The 16,964-nt window shown below is 53.8% G+C and carries 17 protein-coding genes; 9 read left to right on the top strand and 8 right to left on the bottom strand.

From position 1 onward, the window contains the following. Position 1 precedes the first annotated feature (1 nt). The 4 genes from J2T14_RS16430 to J2T14_RS16445 are packed head-to-tail and all read right to left on the bottom strand — an operon-like array spanning position 2 to position 5,170. Positions 2-1,156 (bottom strand): YheC/YheD family endospore coat-associated protein, encoded by a 1,155-nt coding sequence (locus J2T14_RS16430; protein ID WP_307472435.1) that lies wholly within the window; start codon positions 1,154-1,156, stop codon positions 2-4. Next, on the bottom strand, positions 1,156-2,529 hold the full coding sequence (locus J2T14_RS16435; RefSeq protein ID WP_307472436.1) for a YheC/YheD family endospore coat-associated protein: 1,374 nt from the start codon (positions 2,527-2,529) through the stop codon (positions 1,156-1,158). The genes J2T14_RS16430 and J2T14_RS16435 overlap by 1 nt, the downstream gene beginning before the upstream one ends. Further along, a complete protein-coding gene (locus tag J2T14_RS16440; protein ID WP_307472438.1) occupies positions 2,526-3,782 on the bottom strand; it encodes a YheC/YheD family endospore coat-associated protein in 1,257 nt (418 codons plus the stop codon). The genes J2T14_RS16435 and J2T14_RS16440 overlap by 4 nt, the downstream gene beginning before the upstream one ends. Positions 3,783-3,799: 17 nt before the next feature. Beyond that, complete coding sequence (locus tag J2T14_RS16445) at positions 3,800-5,170, bottom strand: YheC/YheD family endospore coat-associated protein (protein WP_307472942.1); 1,371 nt, start codon at positions 5,168-5,170, stop codon at positions 3,800-3,802. A 132-nt stretch (positions 5,171-5,302) separates the two neighbouring features. Here J2T14_RS16445 and J2T14_RS16450 point away from each other — a divergent pair, with 132 nt between their 5' ends. Beyond that, complete coding sequence (locus tag J2T14_RS16450) at positions 5,303-5,638, top strand: YlbF family regulator (protein ID WP_307472440.1); 336 nt, start codon at positions 5,303-5,305, stop codon at positions 5,636-5,638. 84 nt (positions 5,639-5,722) lie between these two features. Next, a complete protein-coding gene (locus J2T14_RS16455; protein ID WP_307472442.1) occupies positions 5,723-6,007 on the top strand; it encodes a hypothetical protein in 285 nt (94 codons plus the stop codon). A gap of 153 nt (positions 6,008-6,160) precedes the next feature. Here the strand turns inward: J2T14_RS16455 and J2T14_RS16460 are convergent, their stop codons facing one another. Further along, complete coding sequence (locus J2T14_RS16460; protein WP_307472444.1) at positions 6,161-6,508, bottom strand: helix-turn-helix domain-containing protein; 348 nt, start codon at positions 6,506-6,508, stop codon at positions 6,161-6,163. A gap of 226 nt (positions 6,509-6,734) precedes the next feature. Between J2T14_RS16460 and J2T14_RS16465 the strand changes: the two genes are divergently transcribed. Next, entirely contained in the window at positions 6,735-7,211 is a 477-nt protein-coding gene (locus J2T14_RS16465; protein WP_307472446.1) for a hypothetical protein, read from the top strand. Between the two features lie 83 nt (positions 7,212-7,294). Then, positions 7,295-8,647, top strand: a complete 1,353-nt coding sequence (locus tag J2T14_RS16470) for a DRTGG domain-containing protein (RefSeq protein WP_307472448.1) — start codon at positions 7,295-7,297, stop codon at positions 8,645-8,647. 9 nt (positions 8,648-8,656) lie between these two features. Here J2T14_RS16470 and J2T14_RS16475 read toward each other — a convergent pair whose 3' ends face one another. From J2T14_RS16475 to J2T14_RS16485, 3 genes are all read right to left on the bottom strand, one after another. Continuing rightward, complete coding sequence (locus J2T14_RS16475; RefSeq protein ID WP_307200437.1) at positions 8,657-8,953, bottom strand: YtpI family protein; 297 nt, start codon at positions 8,951-8,953, stop codon at positions 8,657-8,659. Positions 8,954-9,025: 72 nt separating this feature from the next. Continuing rightward, positions 9,026-9,541 carry a hypothetical protein gene (locus J2T14_RS16480; protein WP_307200435.1) on the bottom strand — a complete coding sequence of 172 codons (516 nt, stop codon included), beginning with the start codon at positions 9,539-9,541 and terminating at the stop codon, positions 9,026-9,028. Beyond that, positions 9,542-9,868, bottom strand: a complete 327-nt coding sequence (locus J2T14_RS16485) for a YtrH family sporulation protein (protein WP_307200433.1) — start codon at positions 9,866-9,868, stop codon at positions 9,542-9,544. Between the two features lie 138 nt (positions 9,869-10,006). On the opposite strand from J2T14_RS16485, the gene J2T14_RS16490 reads away from it, so the two are divergent. The 5 genes from J2T14_RS16490 to J2T14_RS16510 all read left to right on the top strand — a co-directional run bounded on the left by J2T14_RS16490 (position 10,007) and on the right by J2T14_RS16510 (position 16,856). Further along, positions 10,007-13,744 carry a DNA polymerase III subunit alpha gene (locus tag J2T14_RS16490; RefSeq protein ID WP_307472450.1) on the top strand — a complete coding sequence of 1,246 codons (3,738 nt, stop codon included), beginning with the start codon at positions 10,007-10,009 and terminating at the stop codon, positions 13,742-13,744. Between the two features lie 354 nt (positions 13,745-14,098). After that, positions 14,099-14,590: a phosphatidylglycerophosphatase A family protein gene (locus J2T14_RS16495; protein WP_307200429.1), complete on the top strand. Its 492-nt coding sequence runs from the start codon at positions 14,099-14,101 to the stop codon at positions 14,588-14,590. A 98-nt stretch (positions 14,591-14,688) separates the two neighbouring features. Continuing rightward, positions 14,689-14,877, top strand: coding sequence for a glutamate decarboxylase (locus J2T14_RS16500; RefSeq protein ID WP_307200428.1), 189 nt, complete (start codon positions 14,689-14,691; stop codon positions 14,875-14,877). A gap of 40 nt (positions 14,878-14,917) precedes the next feature. Then, complete coding sequence (gene accD / locus J2T14_RS16505) at positions 14,918-15,790, top strand: acetyl-CoA carboxylase, carboxyltransferase subunit beta (RefSeq protein WP_307472452.1); 873 nt, start codon at positions 14,918-14,920, stop codon at positions 15,788-15,790. Then, positions 15,780-16,856 (top strand): acetyl-CoA carboxylase carboxyltransferase subunit alpha, encoded by a 1,077-nt coding sequence (locus J2T14_RS16510; RefSeq protein ID WP_307200424.1) that lies wholly within the window; start codon positions 15,780-15,782, stop codon positions 16,854-16,856. Before accD ends, J2T14_RS16510 begins: the two co-directional genes overlap by 11 nt. Positions 16,857-16,964 lie beyond the last annotated feature (108 nt).

Genomic DNA, 16,964 nt, shown 5'->3' on the forward strand with positions numbered 1-16,964 from the left:
GTTACATGCCTCCCGCCTTGCTCGATTTTTTCCTAGCCAGATAGGAGCTGTAATGAAATATGCGCTCCAATGACTTCTGCCTGATATGCGGCTCGTCGAACTTCATAGGTTTCGAGTTCGCTTCGAAGAACCAAATGCTTCCTTCGCTATCGATACCCAGATCCATCGACATCTCCCCGAGCAAATATTTCGATGCCCGCTCGATCTGCTTGGCGATGAGGATGGCGGTGTTTCTCGCTTTTATTAACAGCTTACGCGCGTTATCCTCATTAAATGTATATACGAGAAGCTTCTCCGGATCTTCGATCATGCCACCGCGCGGCACATGCGTCGTGATGCTCGAGCTGCCCGCGATACGGGCGCCGATGCCGGTAATGTCCCATTGGCCGCGGCTATTCTTCTGCACGAGAACACGCAGATCGTATTGGCGATCGTTGAAGGAGGCGAGCTTGATGCCTTGCTGGGCAATGTAGGCTTCTCCGCCGCTTTCCTTCTGAATCCGGCTCCATAGCTTCGTAATCGAGCTGCAGTTGTAAGTGGAGCTTTTCTTGCTCTCTTGTATTTTCAACCGATACGGAAGCCCCTTCGCGGCTTGGAACGTGATCGTCATAATGCCTTTGCCGGCTTTGCCGCTCTCAGGTTTCAAGTAAATATAGGAATACTTCTCCATCATGCGGCCTAAGCTCGAGAGCGACATCAGCTTGCGGGTCGTGGGGATGAAGGGCTTGGTGAACTTGGAGTCGCGAAGCCATTCGAACATCTCCCATTTGTTGAAGAACGAAGGATTGAACAGCTTGACGCGAGGGTGCTTCTGACAGGCTGCGATCTTCTGCTTGACGGCCGGAATCATCTCGTCCTCGCGATGCGGAATGCGATTGTAGATAATATCGGGGAACGGCAGCAGCCGCGGCAGCCAGCTCTCCGATTCCTCGTTGTACACATAACCGTTCAGGTTGCTCCGGGTTAACAGCAAGTTTTTCACTGTCACGACGTAGACGATGAACCCCATTCCTTGACCCATGCGAATAATATCGATGAAGTTATGGCGATTGCCCCGGAAGATCTGAGTGTCGTCATCGATGGTCAGTATGGCGAGTACCGTTCTGCCGGCGCGAAGCTCTCTGATGTCCGTCTCATCCGGAAGCAAGCTCTCCATTAGCCATTACCTCCTTGGAAGCGGCTAAGATACATACAATGCTCCAAAATGAACGATACCGAAGCGCGGCCTTCCGACCGAAGCGCCGGATGCTTATAGATGGACCGGCCCGGCTTAGCGTTCGCCTCGAACATCCATACTTCACCGTCCTTGTCGATGCCAAGGTCGAGTCCGAGTTCGCCTAGACGATGAGGGTAATTGCGTTCGATGGCTTCAGACAGTTTGATCGCGACGCTCTTTGCTTTGTCCAGCACGGCATCGGCTTGCCCGCCGAACGTTCGGCTAAGCGCTTGTTCCGGCGTCATAAGTTGTCCGCCGTTCTTCACATGGGTCGTAACGCTGCCCCGGCCGGCCTTCTTCGCCCCGATACCTGCGGGGACCCATTCGTTCTTGCCGTTCTTGTGCATGTGGAAGCGGAAGTCGAGCGGGCAGCTGTCGATCTCTACGAGCCGGATTCCTTGTTGAACGACATACTGATTAAGCGTGTTGCCATGCCGGGCTTGCAGCATGCGCATTAGGCCGGTGAAGTTCGGGAAGCGCAGCAGGACGTTCTCCCTGCCCTTGCGGTAACGAACGAAATAACCCCGCTTAGGATGGTAGGTCAGCCGATAGATGCCAACCCCGAGACTGCCCGCCGTCGGCTTGAAATAGAGAAACTGATGCTTCTCGAGCATCTCCTTCATCTTCTCCGACGTCGGATTCGATACCGATTCAGGCAAATGGTGCAGAGCTTCGGGATCGTTTTCGAGCAGCTTATACACATCGGATTTATTGAAGAAGCTCCAGTTAAAGAAAGGGATTTTCCGTCTTACGAACTTCTCCCGAAGCGAGCTGATCGACGTTGAGAACTCCGCCTTGCGGTTCGGCAAACGGTTATAGACGACATCGGGAAGCGGAACGACCTTGCGATACCAGCCCCCTTGCGGGCTCAGGAAATAGCCGTTGACGGTCTCGAGCTGCCAATTGATGTCGCTTGGCGTGAAGCCGAATAAATATGCTTTATGCTCGCCCATGCGAATAATTTGTTTAATGAAATTCGTGCGCCCGCCGAACGGATTGCTCTCGGAACGGAGGCCCGAGTCGCTTAATATGCCGACGAGCGGCCCGATCTGTACTTCGTTCTCGCCGCTGTTCAGAACGTAAACGTTGCCGGACTTCGGCACTTTAATCAATTGCCTTACGCCAGCGGACAGGTAGAGATGGTTGCCCGAGCGCTTGAGCGATCGGAGCTCGGTCGTAATGACTTCGTTGCCTAGTTTGAGATGGATCGATTTTTTGCCGGCCAGCTTAAGCTGCTTGAGCAACGGGCTGGACAAATAAATGACTTTATCGGACTGCGGGGAAAAGTGAACATTACACGTTGTCAAACTCATCGATGAACCTCCTGAACGTTGAAAGGCCGTTGCCGCTTATCATCCCGCGCTTGTCGGCCGTTTGCGGATTCATGGACTGCCGCTGTAGCATATAATCGTCTCGCGATAAACCTAGCGTATAAGAGGGGACGTTCAATGGAATGTCGCCCGGCGTCATCGTCGCCGATTAAACGGAACGAGGCGCGGCCCGGCTTCGAATTCGCTTCAAGCAGCCATAACCGGCCATCTGGCTCAATGCCAAAATCAAAGCCAAGCTCCGCGAATCTGCCGAAGCGGCTTTCGAGCTGCTCTGCTGCCTGCTCACTTATCATATGGATGTGTTCTAGCAAACGTTCGGCGTGCGGCTTGCCATAGTTGGCTTCAAGCAAGCTTAGCGGCGGCAATGCGCCGCCTCCGCCATGCAAATTGGATGTTAGCCCGCCTTGGGCGCCCCGGCGTGCGGCTATGCCGGACAAACGCCAAAGGCCTTGCTCGTTCTTCTGCAGCAGGGCTCTAATGTCGAAGGGCATGCCTTCCTTGTCGCTTAGCGGCAAGTAGGGCTGCACGATATAAGGTATGCGGTTAATGGCGCGCTCCACCCATTGCTTCCAGTTAAGACCAGGGGAGAACGCTTTGGTAAAAATCATATTGCTCCGCGTTCGTCCATGTATATGCACCCGATTGTCTTCTGAATTCACTTTCATATGAATGACGCCAAGCCCGTGCATGCCGGCCTCCGGCTTAAGCACAAGGCCCGCGGGATAGGATTCAAGCAGCGGCTCCAGCTGGGAGGCGGATCTATAGGGCAGCGTAGCGGGGAGATAAGCCGTCAGCCTCTCGTCTTGCTTAAGCGCATCATAGACATTCAGCTTGGCGGGCAAGCTGCTGTTAAGAAGGATATGCGGCTTTTCTTCTTTTATTTGGGTTAAAACATCGCGACTGTTTCGCCGCTTGTTCGAATCGGTGAAGAATCGCCGGTCATAGACGACATCGGGAAGCGGGCATGGCCGCCGAAGCCATCTGCCGCCTTGCCATTGATACCCGAACAACTCACGAGTGCGGGGCTGCCAGCTCTCTGCCGTGAATACATAAAGGATCATACGTAGACGCTTGGCGGCTAAGCCAAGCTGACGATAGAAGGACGATTCAGGCAAGCGAGGCTCTTGTTCGTCGGCGGAGATGATCGATGCGACATAGATTCCGATAACGATAATCGGCAGGCTCATGGTCAATTTATTATTCAAATTCATATTCATGTTCATATTCATGTTCATGTTCATGGCAGCCTCCGTCAGAAGCCCGACAAAAAACGGGAATATTGGATAAGCGCAAGCACGGAAGGGCGTATTTTGTTATCGTTAAGAGGGGTATTGTCGTTTTTGGACGGCTTGGAGTTGACCTCGAGCAGCCAAACGCGGCCATTCGTATCCATCGCCAGATCGATGCCGAGCTCGCCGAAATGGGCGGGAATTTGCGCATCGACGCCTTTGGCAATATGGAGCGCCGCTTGCCGCAGCCTCACAGAGGCTTCATGCTTGTTAATCCCGTTCTGCAGGTTGGATTTGCCGATCGCCTCAGCCGCCGTGCTAAGCGTTCCGCCACGGGCTAGATTGGATACGAAGTGCTGATCGCCCGCCGTACGGGCGACGATGGAGGTAATCGCCCATTTGCCCTTTGCGTTCTTCTGCACGAGCGCGCGGAAGTCGACGGGCCGCTTCTGAATTTCGATGAGCTGCAAACCTTGCTGAATCTGATAACGGATCGTCTTCATCTTGGTAGAGATCGTAGAGAAAAGCTTCTCCAAGGTATTGAACATTTGTTTGCGGCTGCCGCTTGCCGTCGCGAACATCGCCAAATAGCCGTTATTCGATTCCGCGCGCGTAATGCGGATTATGCCTTTGCCCAAGCTTCCGCGAATCGGCTTAAGGAAGACGCTGTTATACCGGGAGCACATCGCATTCAGCATCGTGTAATTGCGAAGCAGATGAGATTCCGGCAAGTAGCGGGCAACGGTCTCGTCTTTCTTTAGCGCATCGAACACTTCCGCCTTATCGAGAAACTTCTCGTTGAAGACGACGGTCGTATGCTGAAGTTTTACTTCCTTAAGGAAATGTTGTACGCTGGGTCTGCTCTCCATTTTTCTCGATGTAATGCGGTTGTTGACGACATCGGGCATAGGCATGGAGGTCTTCTTCCACCCACCCGCGAATACCCAGCCGCTTACGGAGGTCATGTCGCCAAGCTGGTTCGGGGTGAAGAAGTAGACGTACGCGCCTTGCTCCGCGCAAGCCTGGGCGAGCTCCCGGCAAAACATCGAAATCGAGCCGAACGGCTTATCCGGCATGTTCGGATAATCGCGGCTGACCAGCACGCCGATCAACGGGCCAAGCACGACGGAGGACGTATCCTCCTTGTAGCGCACGCCCAATGTAGCGTTCTGATCGATGCCCATCTTCTTGGCAAGGCTTTGGCTCACTCGCATCCCTTCGAACTTGGCGATCGGGATCGCCTTGACGTTACGGCTGAACGAACCGAATCGGAGCGTAATATGCTGGCCCTGCGGAATCCGGAGCTGCTTCATCTGAGCTTCGCCCAGCATGAGCGTATCCTCCGGCAGCATGCCAGAGCTTATCACCTGTACGGCTACTTTCGATTTGAGCATCATAAAGCTCCTTCCAAACAGGAGGATGACGATTGGATGGGAACGAAAATAGGTGTTTTGCACGAATTAATTTATCATATGAGGACATCTAGCCTTTGTGAATCGAAAAAAAACGAACGGGGAGACGATCCGATGAATGTATACGACAAAGCTTATGATTTAGCGAAGGCGCTCAAGGATAGTACGGAAGCGCAGCAATTGAAGGAAGCAAGGCAAGCAATGGATGCTGATCCGGATGCATCGAGGATAATGGACGGCTTCCGTGCCCGCCAGATGGAGCTGCAGCAGAAGATGATGGGCGGCGAAGAGCCGACCGAAGCGGAGATGGCGGCGATAACGAAGCAGTACGAGGACATTGCGGTCAATCCGCTGATTGCTCGCGTTCTTGAGGCAGAACGGCAGCTTGCGGTCGTGTTCGAGGATATCAACCGATTGCTGAACGATGTCCTGAAGTCGGTCGCGGGCTAGAGTCATATCCGGCTGGGCTCGTTCATAATCTAATAATGCGGACAAGATGACAAGCCGCATATGAGGATGAAGGAGTTGAAGGCTATGTTTTCGGGGAGAGCCCGTCATTTGCTTTATTTGCTGCTTGCGCTTGCGATGCTCGTCTATGCGCTTCCGCGCCTTGAGCTCGGCGACCCGCTTAGCGTACCCGCCGTCTTCGGATACATCTGGGTAGCGCTTGCGCTGCTGATCGTAACGGCGAACATGAATGAGCTGCTGCTGATGGACGAGGAGAAGCGCAAGGAGCTGGCGAGAATCAAGAAGGCGAAGTACGTGCTTATGGAGCGGAAGATGATGCAACGGAAATCGGTCGCGAAACAGTCGCGTTAACGGATAAGACAGCTTACGTTTGCGTTTGCATTTGTATACATGACTGCGAAGCGTTCGCCCCGCTGGCGAAGAAGAAGATCTGACGGCTTATATCCGCTGCAGGTCTTCTTTTCGTTGCCGGATGAAATGAAATAGGGTTATGGCTTCCAACTATCATTTCGTATCTTTGAATTGAACGAGCTGCTTCACGAATTTATAGACTGCCTCCTGCTCGCGGGCGGTCAGGCCGTTCAATTGATGGGCGATCTTGTCCGCATACCCGCCGTTGTCGTCCGCCGAGAGAGGCATGGAATCGACATTGACGATATGTTCGAGCGGCGTCTGGAGCGCGGCCGATATCTTGGCAAGCACGTCGATGGTCGGGTTTTTCTCGCCGCGCTCCACTTGCCCCATATAGGAAGCGTTGATTTCGGCGCGAAGCGCAAGCTGCTCCTGGCTCAGTCCTCTTCTTTTGCGATGAGATCGAATATTTTCTCCTATAAGCTTCGAAATTCCACTCATATACGTCACCCCAGCCTAACGATAGTTCTTTCATGGAAGCACAACAACATACTATAGAATGGACTTTAAAAAGCGACTATAGTCATTGACGAAACGGTGGACACTTTATTATAATTGTGTAAAAAAGTATCATTCTATTATTATGATTGCCTCTTAAGGGGTAATTTACCATTTGAGTTAAAAGTGGTAGGATTACAATACAGGGCTGTTAGGCGGAGGGAGGCTTATGATGGTTGACGAATTCGAGTTTTTTAGAAAGGTACGAGCCTATTATTGTAAAGTTCCCTTCCTTGTCCGCTTTAAATATAAAATGTCGCACAAGGTCGAGAAGGCGGCGACGGCGTCGGGCTCCTTCAGTTGCCGCGTCAATCCCCATACGCAAATTGTCGAATACGTCATAAAGTTGAATTCCGATATCATTGCAAGACCGCACAGCGAGCAAAGCTCGTTTTTGTTCTCAAGCGTTTACGAGGAAATCCCGCCGCAGGCGATTCGAATAGATAATCACCTCATTCATTCGGCCCGTTACCCGATACCGATTGAATATGATTGGCAGAAATTCGTGATGAACGGCGCCGAGGAAGCAGTCAGCGTCCAATCGATGCAGCAGCTTTTCAAGAAATGGAAGCTGCTTGGCGCGGATGGTCAACAGGTGAACGCGGATATCAAGGTCGAGCGCGTCGAGATCGAGTGGTATCATTAAGCCGCCTTCGCCAGACATGACTTTTCATAGTCGCATCTCTTATAATGGAGGAAGACGAAGAAAGGTTGGACGGGGGAGTAACGATGGCTTCAAGCGGATCGAACCATGAGAATAGCACGAAGCACGAGCAGGTGCTGCAATACATTCAGAACTTGAAGATCGGGACGAAATTGTCGGTTCGACCGATTGCGAAGGCGCTCGGCGTGAGCGAAGGCACGGCATATAAGGCGTTCAAGGAAGCGGAGGCTTCAGGCATTGTCAGCACGAAGGAACGGATAGGAACGGTTCGGATCGACCGAAAGCGCCGGGAGGCGCTTGATCAGCTGACATTCGGAGAAGTGGCGGAGATCGTCGAGGGGCGACTGTACGGCGGAGCGGCAGGCCTTGAGAAGACGCTTCATAAGTTCGTTATCGGCGCGATGGAGCTGGATGCGATGCTTCGTTATATCGACGAAGGCAGCTTGCTTATCGTCGGCAACCGCGTAGGCGCTCACAGGTGCGCGCTGGAGGAAGGGGCGGGCGTGCTTATTACGGGCGGCTTCGAGCCAAGCGAGGAAGTGATCGCCCTCGCGAATGAACGCGCGTTGCCGATTATTTCGTCGCGACACGATACGTTCACTGTCGCTTCCATGATTAATCGGGCGATGTATGACCGGCTTATCAAGCGCAAAATTATGCTGATCGAGGATATCGTTACGTTCAGCCGCCCAGCCGACGTGCTGAAGGTAGGCGCTACCGTATTCGATTATCATCGGCTGTCGCGCGAGTGCGGCTACTCCCGGTTTCCGGTTGTGGACGAGCGCGGCAAGGTTGTCGGCATGATGACGGCCAAGGATGCGGTCGGCGCTCCGGAAGAAGGCGAAGTCGAACGGTTGATGACGAAACATCCGATAACGGCCGCGCCGAACATCACGGTTCCGTCCGCCGCGCATACGATGGCTGCCGAAGGCATTGATCTGCTGCCGATCGTTGATCGGCATCGCAAGCTGCTTGGCGTCGTTACGAGACAAGAGGTGCTCGATGCCATGCGATTCGCCGGCAAGCAGCCCGAGTCCGGCGAGACGTTCGAGGACTTGATGTGGACGGGCTTCATGGCCTCGGCCATGCAAGGACAGCATGAGCTCGGCATTGCTTATAAAGGCGCGATCACGCCTCAGATGTCGGGTGCGCTTGGCATGGTTTCGGAAGGGGTGCTGGCGACGCTAATGACGCAAGCGGCCAGGAAGATGATTAGGGAGACGATCAAGCGGGATTACTCGCTGGAGAGCATGACGACCTATTATGTAAGACCCGTGCAGATCGATAGCGAAATTACGATTATTCCGAGGGCGCTCGAGATGAGCCGCAAGTTTACGAAGCTGGAGATCGAGGTGAACGACAATCAAGGGCTGGCCGCCAAAGCAATGATGACGGCGCAGATGATTGATCCGTATTAACGCTGCTCATTAGCCCTTCATGGTTCGATATACGCTCAGGTTGCGCAAGCCTGCGAATAGATTGAATACGCCGAGCACGAGGAATAATGAGCCGATTACGATGCGCGCGGTCGATTCGTTCGACAGGAATAATTGAACAAGCGCGATGAACATCAACATGAAGCCCATGCTAATATTCATCTTGGCGGCATTAACGCCGCGAAGCTTGGCGTCCGTACCCCGCCGCGACTTGAAGCTGAATACGACGGACAGCACAAGCGTAATGATAATGCAAGGCAATAACAGCCATTGCAGCAATTGATCCATTTTGCGAGCAACTCCTTCAATCAAGTTCGTTATAAGCTATCTACGATTGTACCACGAATGGCCGATCAATGCCTATGACGGGGATTTAACCGAGTAGCGCACTTTGACCCACAGATGCAGGACGTTATCGGCGACAAGCATCGTCTTGACCTCGACCGCATAATCCTTCCCATACACATCGTTATAGACAATTCGCCCAAGCAATATGCGCGCGAATTGGGCGTCCGAGTCGATCTCATAAATGCTTTTGCCGATATAGGGGGTCAAATCCTCCTTGATGCGCTTAATGAGCTCGGCCTCGGCTACTTTGTCGAGATTCGGCTTTGATGAATTTTGCCCTGCCTCGGTCTCGATTCTCGGAATAATGCCTTTGATGACGGTATGCTGGTTTTTGAATTCTTTCAAGTGCTTAATATCTTGCTCGTATTGCTCCAATTGCACCTCTAGCTCGCTCTTCAGACTGACAATCCTCTCGAATTGCGCGATATAGATCGAATTGTACACGATAGCCCCGATCAGCATGCCCAGCATCAGCACTCCCGCCAATTGAAGTCCTCTAACGAATCGATAGAATGGAGGCAATCTCATCTATGCCGGCCCCCTGCATATTAAACGCACGAGCTCCGTAGCCAGATGAGCTCCGAGAAAAGCGATAATAATGAAGCAGATTTGTTGGGCGGCAGGGGATAATTGGCCTTGCGCGATGTTGCTCTCGATGACGCGAACCGGATCGATAGAGCCGCCGATCGCGGCGACGATCGCCCATATTTTCAGCCGCGCCGCCGTATCCAGCATCGTTACGGCGGGAGGCAGCAGCATGAACACCGAACCGAGCCCCGCCAGCATCGAGCCTCCGATTACAACGCCGAACGCAATAAAGAAGTCTAACCCCGCTTTGGACAAAAAATAACTCATGCGCACCTACACCTTCCTCTTCATTCATCCTTCACAAGCGGCCTGTCCGGCCCTTGCTACCATTCTATGGGCGTCTGTATGTCTATTATGATAAAATAGAGCTATTGATTTCGATTTGGACGAGAGGGGGCGTGCGCGATGAACGAGGTGTGTTCCGCATCTTACGTGCACTTGCACGTGCACAGCGAATATAGTTTGCTGGACGGGGCCGCGCGCATTCGCGATTTGGTCGCGCGAGCTGCAGAGCTCGGCATGAAGGCACTTGCGTTAACGGATCACGGCGTCATGTACGGTGCGATTCCGTTCTATCGCGCATGCCGCGCGCAAGGCATTAAGCCGATTATCGGCTGCGAGCTCTATTTTACGGCGGGACATCGGCAGGACAAGGGGACGCGCAAGGAAAATCCAAACTACCATTTGATTGTGCTGGCGAAGAACGAGACCGGCTACCGCAATCTCATGAAGCTTAGCTCGATTGCCCATTTGGAAGGCTTCCATTACAAGCCTAGAGTCGATTTGGAGTCGTTGCGCACCCATGCGGAAGGACTCGTATGCTTAAGCTCATGCTTGCATGGCGAAATATCGCAGCATCTGCTGCACGATCGGCCGGAGGAAGCGAAGGCGGCGGCGCTCCGTTATCGCGATATTTTCGGCGAGGATTTCTATCTGGAGCTTCAAGACCACGGCATGCTCGAACAGAAGAAGGTAGCGGCCGCAATGATTGCCTTGTCGAAGGAGACGGGCATTAAGCTCGTGGCGACGAATGACGTCCATTATTTGCGTCCGGAGGATGCCGAAGTGCAGGACGTCTTGCTGTGCATTGGCACGGGCAAGACCGTAGAGGATACGGACCGCATGCGGATGCTGACGAATCAGCTTTATATGAAGAGCGCCGAGGAAATGGAGACGATGTATCGCCATGCGCCGCAAGCCATCGCCCACACGCTCGAGATTGCCGACAAATGCTCGCTTGAGCTGACGCTTGGCCGTGCGCCGCTGCCGGTATTCCGGCCGGTGCCGGCAGGGATGAGCTCGTCCGCCTACTTGGCCGCGCTGTGCAGCGACGGATTGCAGGCGCGTTATGCAGGCTTGCCTGAATGGGCGAACGATGCGGAATACCGCACGAACGTGGAGCGCCGTCTCGCCTATGAGCTGTCCGTCATCGAGAATATGGGCTTCAGCGATTACTTCTTGATCGTATGGGACTTCATTCGGTTCTCGCATGAGCGCGGCATTCGAACCGGACCCGGCCGGGGATCATCGGCGGGCAGTCTGGTCGCTTACACGCTTCGTATTACCGATGTCGATCCGATCAAATATAAGCTGTTGTTCGAACGGTTTCTTAATCCCGAGCGGATTACGATGCCGGATATCGACATCGATTTCAACGATGAGCGGCGCGACGAGGTTATTGCCTACGTAGCCGCCAAGTACGGCGAGGAGCATGTCGCGCAGATCATTACGTTCGGCACGATGGCGGCGAAGGCCGCGGTGCGCGACGTTGGCAGGGCGATGAACGTTCCGTTGCATGAGGTGGACCGGGCTGCCAAGCTTATTCCGAACCAGCTCGGCATCACGCTGGAGGAGGCGCTTCGGACGAGCACGGAGCTGCAAGAAGCGTGCGCAAGGCAACCGAAGACGGATGCGCTGCTGAAGATGGCGATGAAGGTCGAAGGCATGCCCCGGCATGCTTCAACGCATGCCGCGGGCGTAGTCATATCGCGTGAGCCTCTGACCCATTATGCGCCCCTGCAGGAAGGCAGCGAGCAAATTCCGCTCACGCAATATTCGATGGAGCATCTGGAAGCGATCGGCTTGCTCAAGATGGATTTTCTAGGACTTCGCACGCTGTCGATTTTGGAGAGGACCTTAGTCTGGATCAAGGAGCAGCATGGCAAGGAGATCGACTTCCGGAATGTGAGCGATAGCGATGAGCTTACGTATGCGATGCTCGGAAAAGGCGATACGACGGGCATCTTCCAGCTTGAGTCGACGGGCATGAGGCGCGTGCTGCGCGAGTTGAAGCCGTCCGAATTCGAAGATATCGTATCGGTGCTGGCGCTTTATCGCCCGGGGCCGATGGAATTCATCCCGAAATATATTCAAGGCAAGCACGGACTCGCGCGGGTTGAATATCCGCATCCGTCTCTTGAACCGATATTGGCCGATACGTATGGCATTATCGTCTACCAGGAGCAGATTATGCAGATCGCTTCGCTCATGGCGGGTTTCTCGCTTGGCGAAGCCGATCTGCTCCGCCGCGCGGTATCGAAGAAGAAGCGCGAGGTGCTGGACGAGGAGCGCGCCCACTTCGTTAAGGGAAGCTTGTCGCAAGGCTATTCGGAGTCGGAAGCGAACCTCGTATACGATATGATCGTTCGTTTCGCCGACTACGGCTTCCCGCGCGCGCATGCTGCTGCTTATGGCGTGCTGGCTTTCCAGACGGCATGGCTCAAGGCGCATTATCCGGTTCCGTTCATGGCTTCTATGCTCGCTTCGGTCACAGGAAATCAATGGAAAACGGCGGAGTACGTAGACGAATGCCGGCGCATGGGCATCGAGGTGATGCCGCCGGACGTGAACGAAAGCGGCGTTTCCTTCACGCCGGTCGGCCAGTCTGTGCGCTTCGGCCTGGCTTCGATTAAGAACGTAGGCACGCAAGCGATTGAAGCGTTATCGAAGGTTCGCGAGGAGCGGCCTTTCGACAGCTTGCTCGATTTATGCCGCCGCGTCGATCTGCGCGTCGTGAATAAGCGCGTGCTGGAGTCGCTTATCCAATCGGGAGCATGCGACTCGCTGCCCGGACATCGGTCGCAGCAGTTAAGCGCGCTCGAGGAGACGGTGGAAGCCGCGCAGAAATGGCGCAAGGAGCGGGAAGAGCTCCAGATCGACATGTTCAGCTTCGGCTTCGACGAGGTGCAGAACTGGGATGTCGAGATGCCGGACGTCCCGCCTTATACAACAAGCCAGCAGCTCGATCTTGAGCGTGATCTGCTAGGCCTGTATTTATCGGGCCACCCGCTCGACGCGGCGGAGGCGCAGCTGGCTCCGCTCGGGCTGGATCGCCTCGTCGATCTCGGCGAAGCGAAGGACGGCGCTGGCGCGATCATAAGCGTTATGATCGTATCCTTGAAGCCGTTCACGAATAAGAAAGGCAACGCGATGGGCTTTCTTGAGGTCGAGGATCGCATATTGCGCGTGGAGGCCGTCGTATTCCCTGCCGTGTGGAAGCGATGCGGGAGTAAGCTCGAGAAGGGCGGGCTCGTCATTCTGCATGCAACCGTACAGCAGCAGGATGACGACTTCAAGCTTATTGTCGAAGACGTCGTGCCTATTGGCCGTCCCGAGCTGAATTTGGCCTATGAGGTGCGTAAGCTTCAAGGGCAGGCGGCAAGACGAGCGGCACGGCCGTATGGATCCGGGCAGGCGAAACCGGCAGTCCAGGAGGTCACGCCTGGCAGCAGTGCTTCAGCTTATACGAAGCCCGACTCACGGGCGGATGTCGTTCGGCGAATTGCTCCAGCGATGGCAACCGATGGAGAGCGGCATTCGGCAGCGGTAGACCGGACCCCTATCGCGGCAGCGAAAGGAATGCCGAGGGCAAGCGTAGAGAGTGCTCCTCGCAAGCCCGCATCCCAAGAGCGCAAGAAGCAGCGCGTTTATATTAAATTAACCGAAGCCAACGATCAACCGGAGACGCTCGATAAGCTGAAAGTGATGCTGACCGCACATCACGGCTCGCTCGAAACGGTGCTCTTCTATGAACGCGACCAGAAGTCGCGCGCGCTCAGCGAAGCTTACAGCGTGAAACCTTCTCCGAAGCTTTTCAGCGAAATTGAAGGATTGCTCGGCGAAGGGGCAATCGTTGTAAGGTAGCTGGCAATACGGAGTAACCTCAATGGTACGATAGCGAAAAAAGAAATTTCCGCTATCGTGTCGAATTAATGCGTTCAGCGGAAATGGCGTAAGCAAATTGCGCTATTTTTCGCTTTTTTCGGCGAAGAAACGCTCGAGGTGACAGTGCCGTCGGTGAAGTACGTTAAGGGCTCAAGGGGGGCTTGTCGCACTTTTTGCCAAACTTTCCTGACGCCGGTATGCACGTAACGGCTTGTACCCGCATATGTTTAGAGATACAAGCGGATATGGCCTGCTAACCAGAACCGATTGGGAGCGGCCGGGCTGCTCGGATTAGCAGGGTTACGTACAAGCATCAGCGGGAGGGATAGCCGTATGACCGGAATAGAGAAATGGCTTCTGAAGCGGGGCGTGTCGGTTGCCGATGTAACGGAAATCGTCTATATGCTGCAGCTTCCGTACAATTCCGATTTGACGATGGAAGATTGCGAGGAAAGCGTCAGAGCGGTTCTGGAGAAGCGCGAGGTGCAATATGTGCTTTATACGGGCATCGCGCTCGATGAGCTTGCGGAGAAAAAACTGCTGCCAGAGCCGCTTCAAGCCATTATGGAAACGGATGAATCGTTATTCGGCGTAGACGAGACGTTGGCGCTTGGCATTACTAATGTTTACGGCATGATTGGGTTGACGAGCTTCGGATATTTAGATAAAGTAAAACCCGGCATTATTCGTCAGTTGAACGTGAAAGGCGAGAAAATTCATGTGTTCCTGGATGATCTGGTTGCCGGATTGGCCGCCGCGGCTTCTGCCAGAATTGCCCATCAGGACCCGAAGGCGCTTCGATATGATTTGCCGGATTCGCCATGACTATGGTATCATTGTGACATCATATGGCCTGTTACCGGGAATCAGCTAAGCTTACGAAGTGAACTTTGCGGGCTGCAAAGTTTTCAGGAGGTACCATGATGTGGACGGTCATCTATATCGCACAAACAGCAAAAATCGCAGATAACATCAAGAAGCGGCTGACGGAGGAAGGTTTCCTTGTGAAAATTCGCTCTGTTAATCTGTCCAAACAGCAATACGAGATATTGGTTCCGTCCGGCGAATTGGAAGAAGTGCAGGAAGTGCTCAATTCCATTATGCGTCTGTAACGGATTGCTCTATACTATTGCGCCTTGAGAGGTGTCACACGTGCAAATTAAAGACTTATTTACGAAGAAGAAGTATGCAACCGTTCCCTCGGAACGACCTTCAAAACGCGATATACCCGAAGGATTAATGAATAAGTGTTCGAAATGCGGCAATATTCAGTATAGTAAGGAACTCGAGAAAAACTTAAAGGTTTGCTCTTCCTGCGGGCATCATAACATGCTCAGCGCTTGGGAGCGAATCGCTATGACGCTTGATGACGGGCATCTAACCGAGTATGACGCCGGCATGGAATCCGTAGACCCGCTGAACTTCCCGGGTTATGCGGGCAAGCTGGAGCAGCAGAAGAGCAAGACGAATCTGCGCGACGGCGTCATTACCGGCGAAGGCATGATCGGAGGGTTTCCCGTCGTTATTTGTGTCATGAGCTTCGATTTCTTCACGGGAAGCATGGGCTCGGTCGTCGGGGAAAGAATAACGCGCGCGATCGAAGCGGCTCATGCGAAGCAGTTGCCGCTTCTTATATTCTCGACCTCAAGCGGCGCTCGGATGCAGGAGAGCATACTAAGCCTCATGCAGATGGCTAAGACAAGCGCAGCTTTGTCCCGATTCCAGGGAGCGGGAGGCTTGTACATTTCGATATTCACGGATCCGACAATGGGCGGCGTTTCTGCCAGCTTCGCAAGCTTGGGCGATTATATATTGGCCGAGCCTGGCGCTCGCGTCGGCTTCGCCGGACGCGTCGTCATCGAACAAACGATTCGCCAGAAGCTTCCTGACAACTTCCAAACGGCGGAATTCAATCTGCAGCACGGACAACTCGACAAGGTTGTACACCGCAAGGATATGAAAGCGACGTTAACGAAGCTGCTCGACATGCATTGCGTAAGGGAGGGAGCATCCCATGGCGGGTGAGTTGCCTTTTGAGAAACCGATCAACGATTTACGCCAGAAGGTTACTGAACTGAAGGCGCTTAGCGAGGAGAAAGGGATTGACTTCACCGACGAGATCCTCATTCTGGAGGAAAAGTGCAAACGGATGGAGCAAGAACTGTACAGCGAGCTGACACCGGCTCAACGTATGCATATGGCGCGGCATCATCAGCGTCCAACCTCGCTTGATTTCATCAACGCGGTGTTCACCGATTTCATGGAACTGCACGGCGACCGGCTGTACGCGGACGATCTTGCGATCGTCGGCGGCCTTGCGAAGCTGAATGGCATTCCGGTAACGGTTATCGGACATCAGCGGGGCAAGGATACGCGCGATAACATCGCTCGGTTTTTCGGCAGTCCGCATCCCGAGGGCTTCCGCAAAGCTTTGCGTTTTATGGAGCAGGCCAACAAGTTCAAGCGACCGATCATCACGTTTATCGATACGAAGGGCGCTTATCCGGGCAATACGGCAGAAGAACGCGGACAATCCGAGGCGATTGCGCGCAATCTTCGCGAGATGGCCAGGTTCGGCGTACCGATTATTTGTATCGTTATTGGCGAAGGCGGAAGCGGCGGCGCGCTAGCGCTCGGCGTCGGCAACCGTGTGCTCATGCTGGAAAATGCGATTTACTCGGCCATTTCTCCGAACGGTGCGGCATCGATCCTCTGGAAGGATGCCTCGAGAGCGGATGAAGCGGCGGCCGCTATGAAAATAACGGCCGGCGATTTACTGGAGCTCGGCATTATCGAAGATATTGTTGCCGAACCGCAGGGCGGCGCTCACCGCGACTTGGCCTTCCAAGCTGAGCAAATTAAGGATAAGCTGTGGACGCATCTGCAAGAGCTTCTTGCACTTAGCCCGGACCAGCTTGTAGAGGACCGTTACAATAAATTTAGAAAAGTCGGCCAGTTTCGCATAAGCGAGCAGCCAGCCGATCATGAGCCGAATGATGTCGGTGGACAAGAGCCTTCTGCGGAAGCGGCGGCGAGCGAATCGGATGATTCGGAGCAGCTGGCGATGCAGGAAGCGCCAACCGTACAATAAGAGGCTGTAAATACATGATTTTGCTCTGTACAAGCAGCAGTTAATCATGTCATTATTAATGAGGATTATAACAATGTATAAGCCAAGCTTATACGTTGTTCATTTTTG

It is taken from the genome of Paenibacillus harenae (assembly GCF_030812415.1).
GTDB classification, from domain to species: Bacteria; Bacillota; Bacilli; order Paenibacillales; family Paenibacillaceae; genus Pristimantibacillus; species Pristimantibacillus harenae_A.

Coding starts and splice junctions, on each gene's coding strand:
- J2T14_RS16430 (WP_307472435.1), bottom strand. CDS start 1,156: ATGGAGAGCTTGCTTCCGGATGAGACGGACATCAGAGAGCTTCGCGCC.
- J2T14_RS16435 (WP_307472436.1), bottom strand. CDS start 2,529: ATGAGTTTGACAACGTGTAATGTTCACTTTTCCCCGCAGTCCGATAAA.
- J2T14_RS16440 (WP_307472438.1), bottom strand. CDS start 3,782: ATGAACATGAATATGAACATGAATATGAATTTGAATAATAAATTGACC.
- J2T14_RS16445 (WP_307472942.1), bottom strand. CDS start 5,170: ATGCTCAAATCGAAAGTAGCCGTACAGGTGATAAGCTCTGGCATGCTG.
- J2T14_RS16450 (WP_307472440.1), top strand. CDS start 5,303: ATGAATGTATACGACAAAGCTTATGATTTAGCGAAGGCGCTCAAGGAT.
- J2T14_RS16455 (WP_307472442.1), top strand. CDS start 5,723: ATGTTTTCGGGGAGAGCCCGTCATTTGCTTTATTTGCTGCTTGCGCTT.
- J2T14_RS16460 (WP_307472444.1), bottom strand. CDS start 6,508: ATGAGTGGAATTTCGAAGCTTATAGGAGAAAATATTCGATCTCATCGC.
- J2T14_RS16465 (WP_307472446.1), top strand. CDS start 6,735: ATGATGGTTGACGAATTCGAGTTTTTTAGAAAGGTACGAGCCTATTAT.
- J2T14_RS16470 (WP_307472448.1), top strand. CDS start 7,295: ATGGCTTCAAGCGGATCGAACCATGAGAATAGCACGAAGCACGAGCAG.
- J2T14_RS16475 (WP_307200437.1), bottom strand. CDS start 8,953: ATGGATCAATTGCTGCAATGGCTGTTATTGCCTTGCATTATCATTACG.
- J2T14_RS16480 (WP_307200435.1), bottom strand. CDS start 9,541: ATGAGATTGCCTCCATTCTATCGATTCGTTAGAGGACTTCAATTGGCG.
- J2T14_RS16485 (WP_307200433.1), bottom strand. CDS start 9,868: ATGAGTTATTTTTTGTCCAAAGCGGGGTTAGACTTCTTTATTGCGTTC.
- J2T14_RS16490 (WP_307472450.1), top strand. CDS start 10,007: ATGAACGAGGTGTGTTCCGCATCTTACGTGCACTTGCACGTGCACAGC.
- J2T14_RS16495 (WP_307200429.1), top strand. CDS start 14,099: ATGACCGGAATAGAGAAATGGCTTCTGAAGCGGGGCGTGTCGGTTGCC.
- J2T14_RS16500 (WP_307200428.1), top strand. CDS start 14,689: ATGTGGACGGTCATCTATATCGCACAAACAGCAAAAATCGCAGATAAC.
- J2T14_RS16510 (WP_307200424.1), top strand. CDS start 15,780: ATGGCGGGTGAGTTGCCTTTTGAGAAACCGATCAACGATTTACGCCAG.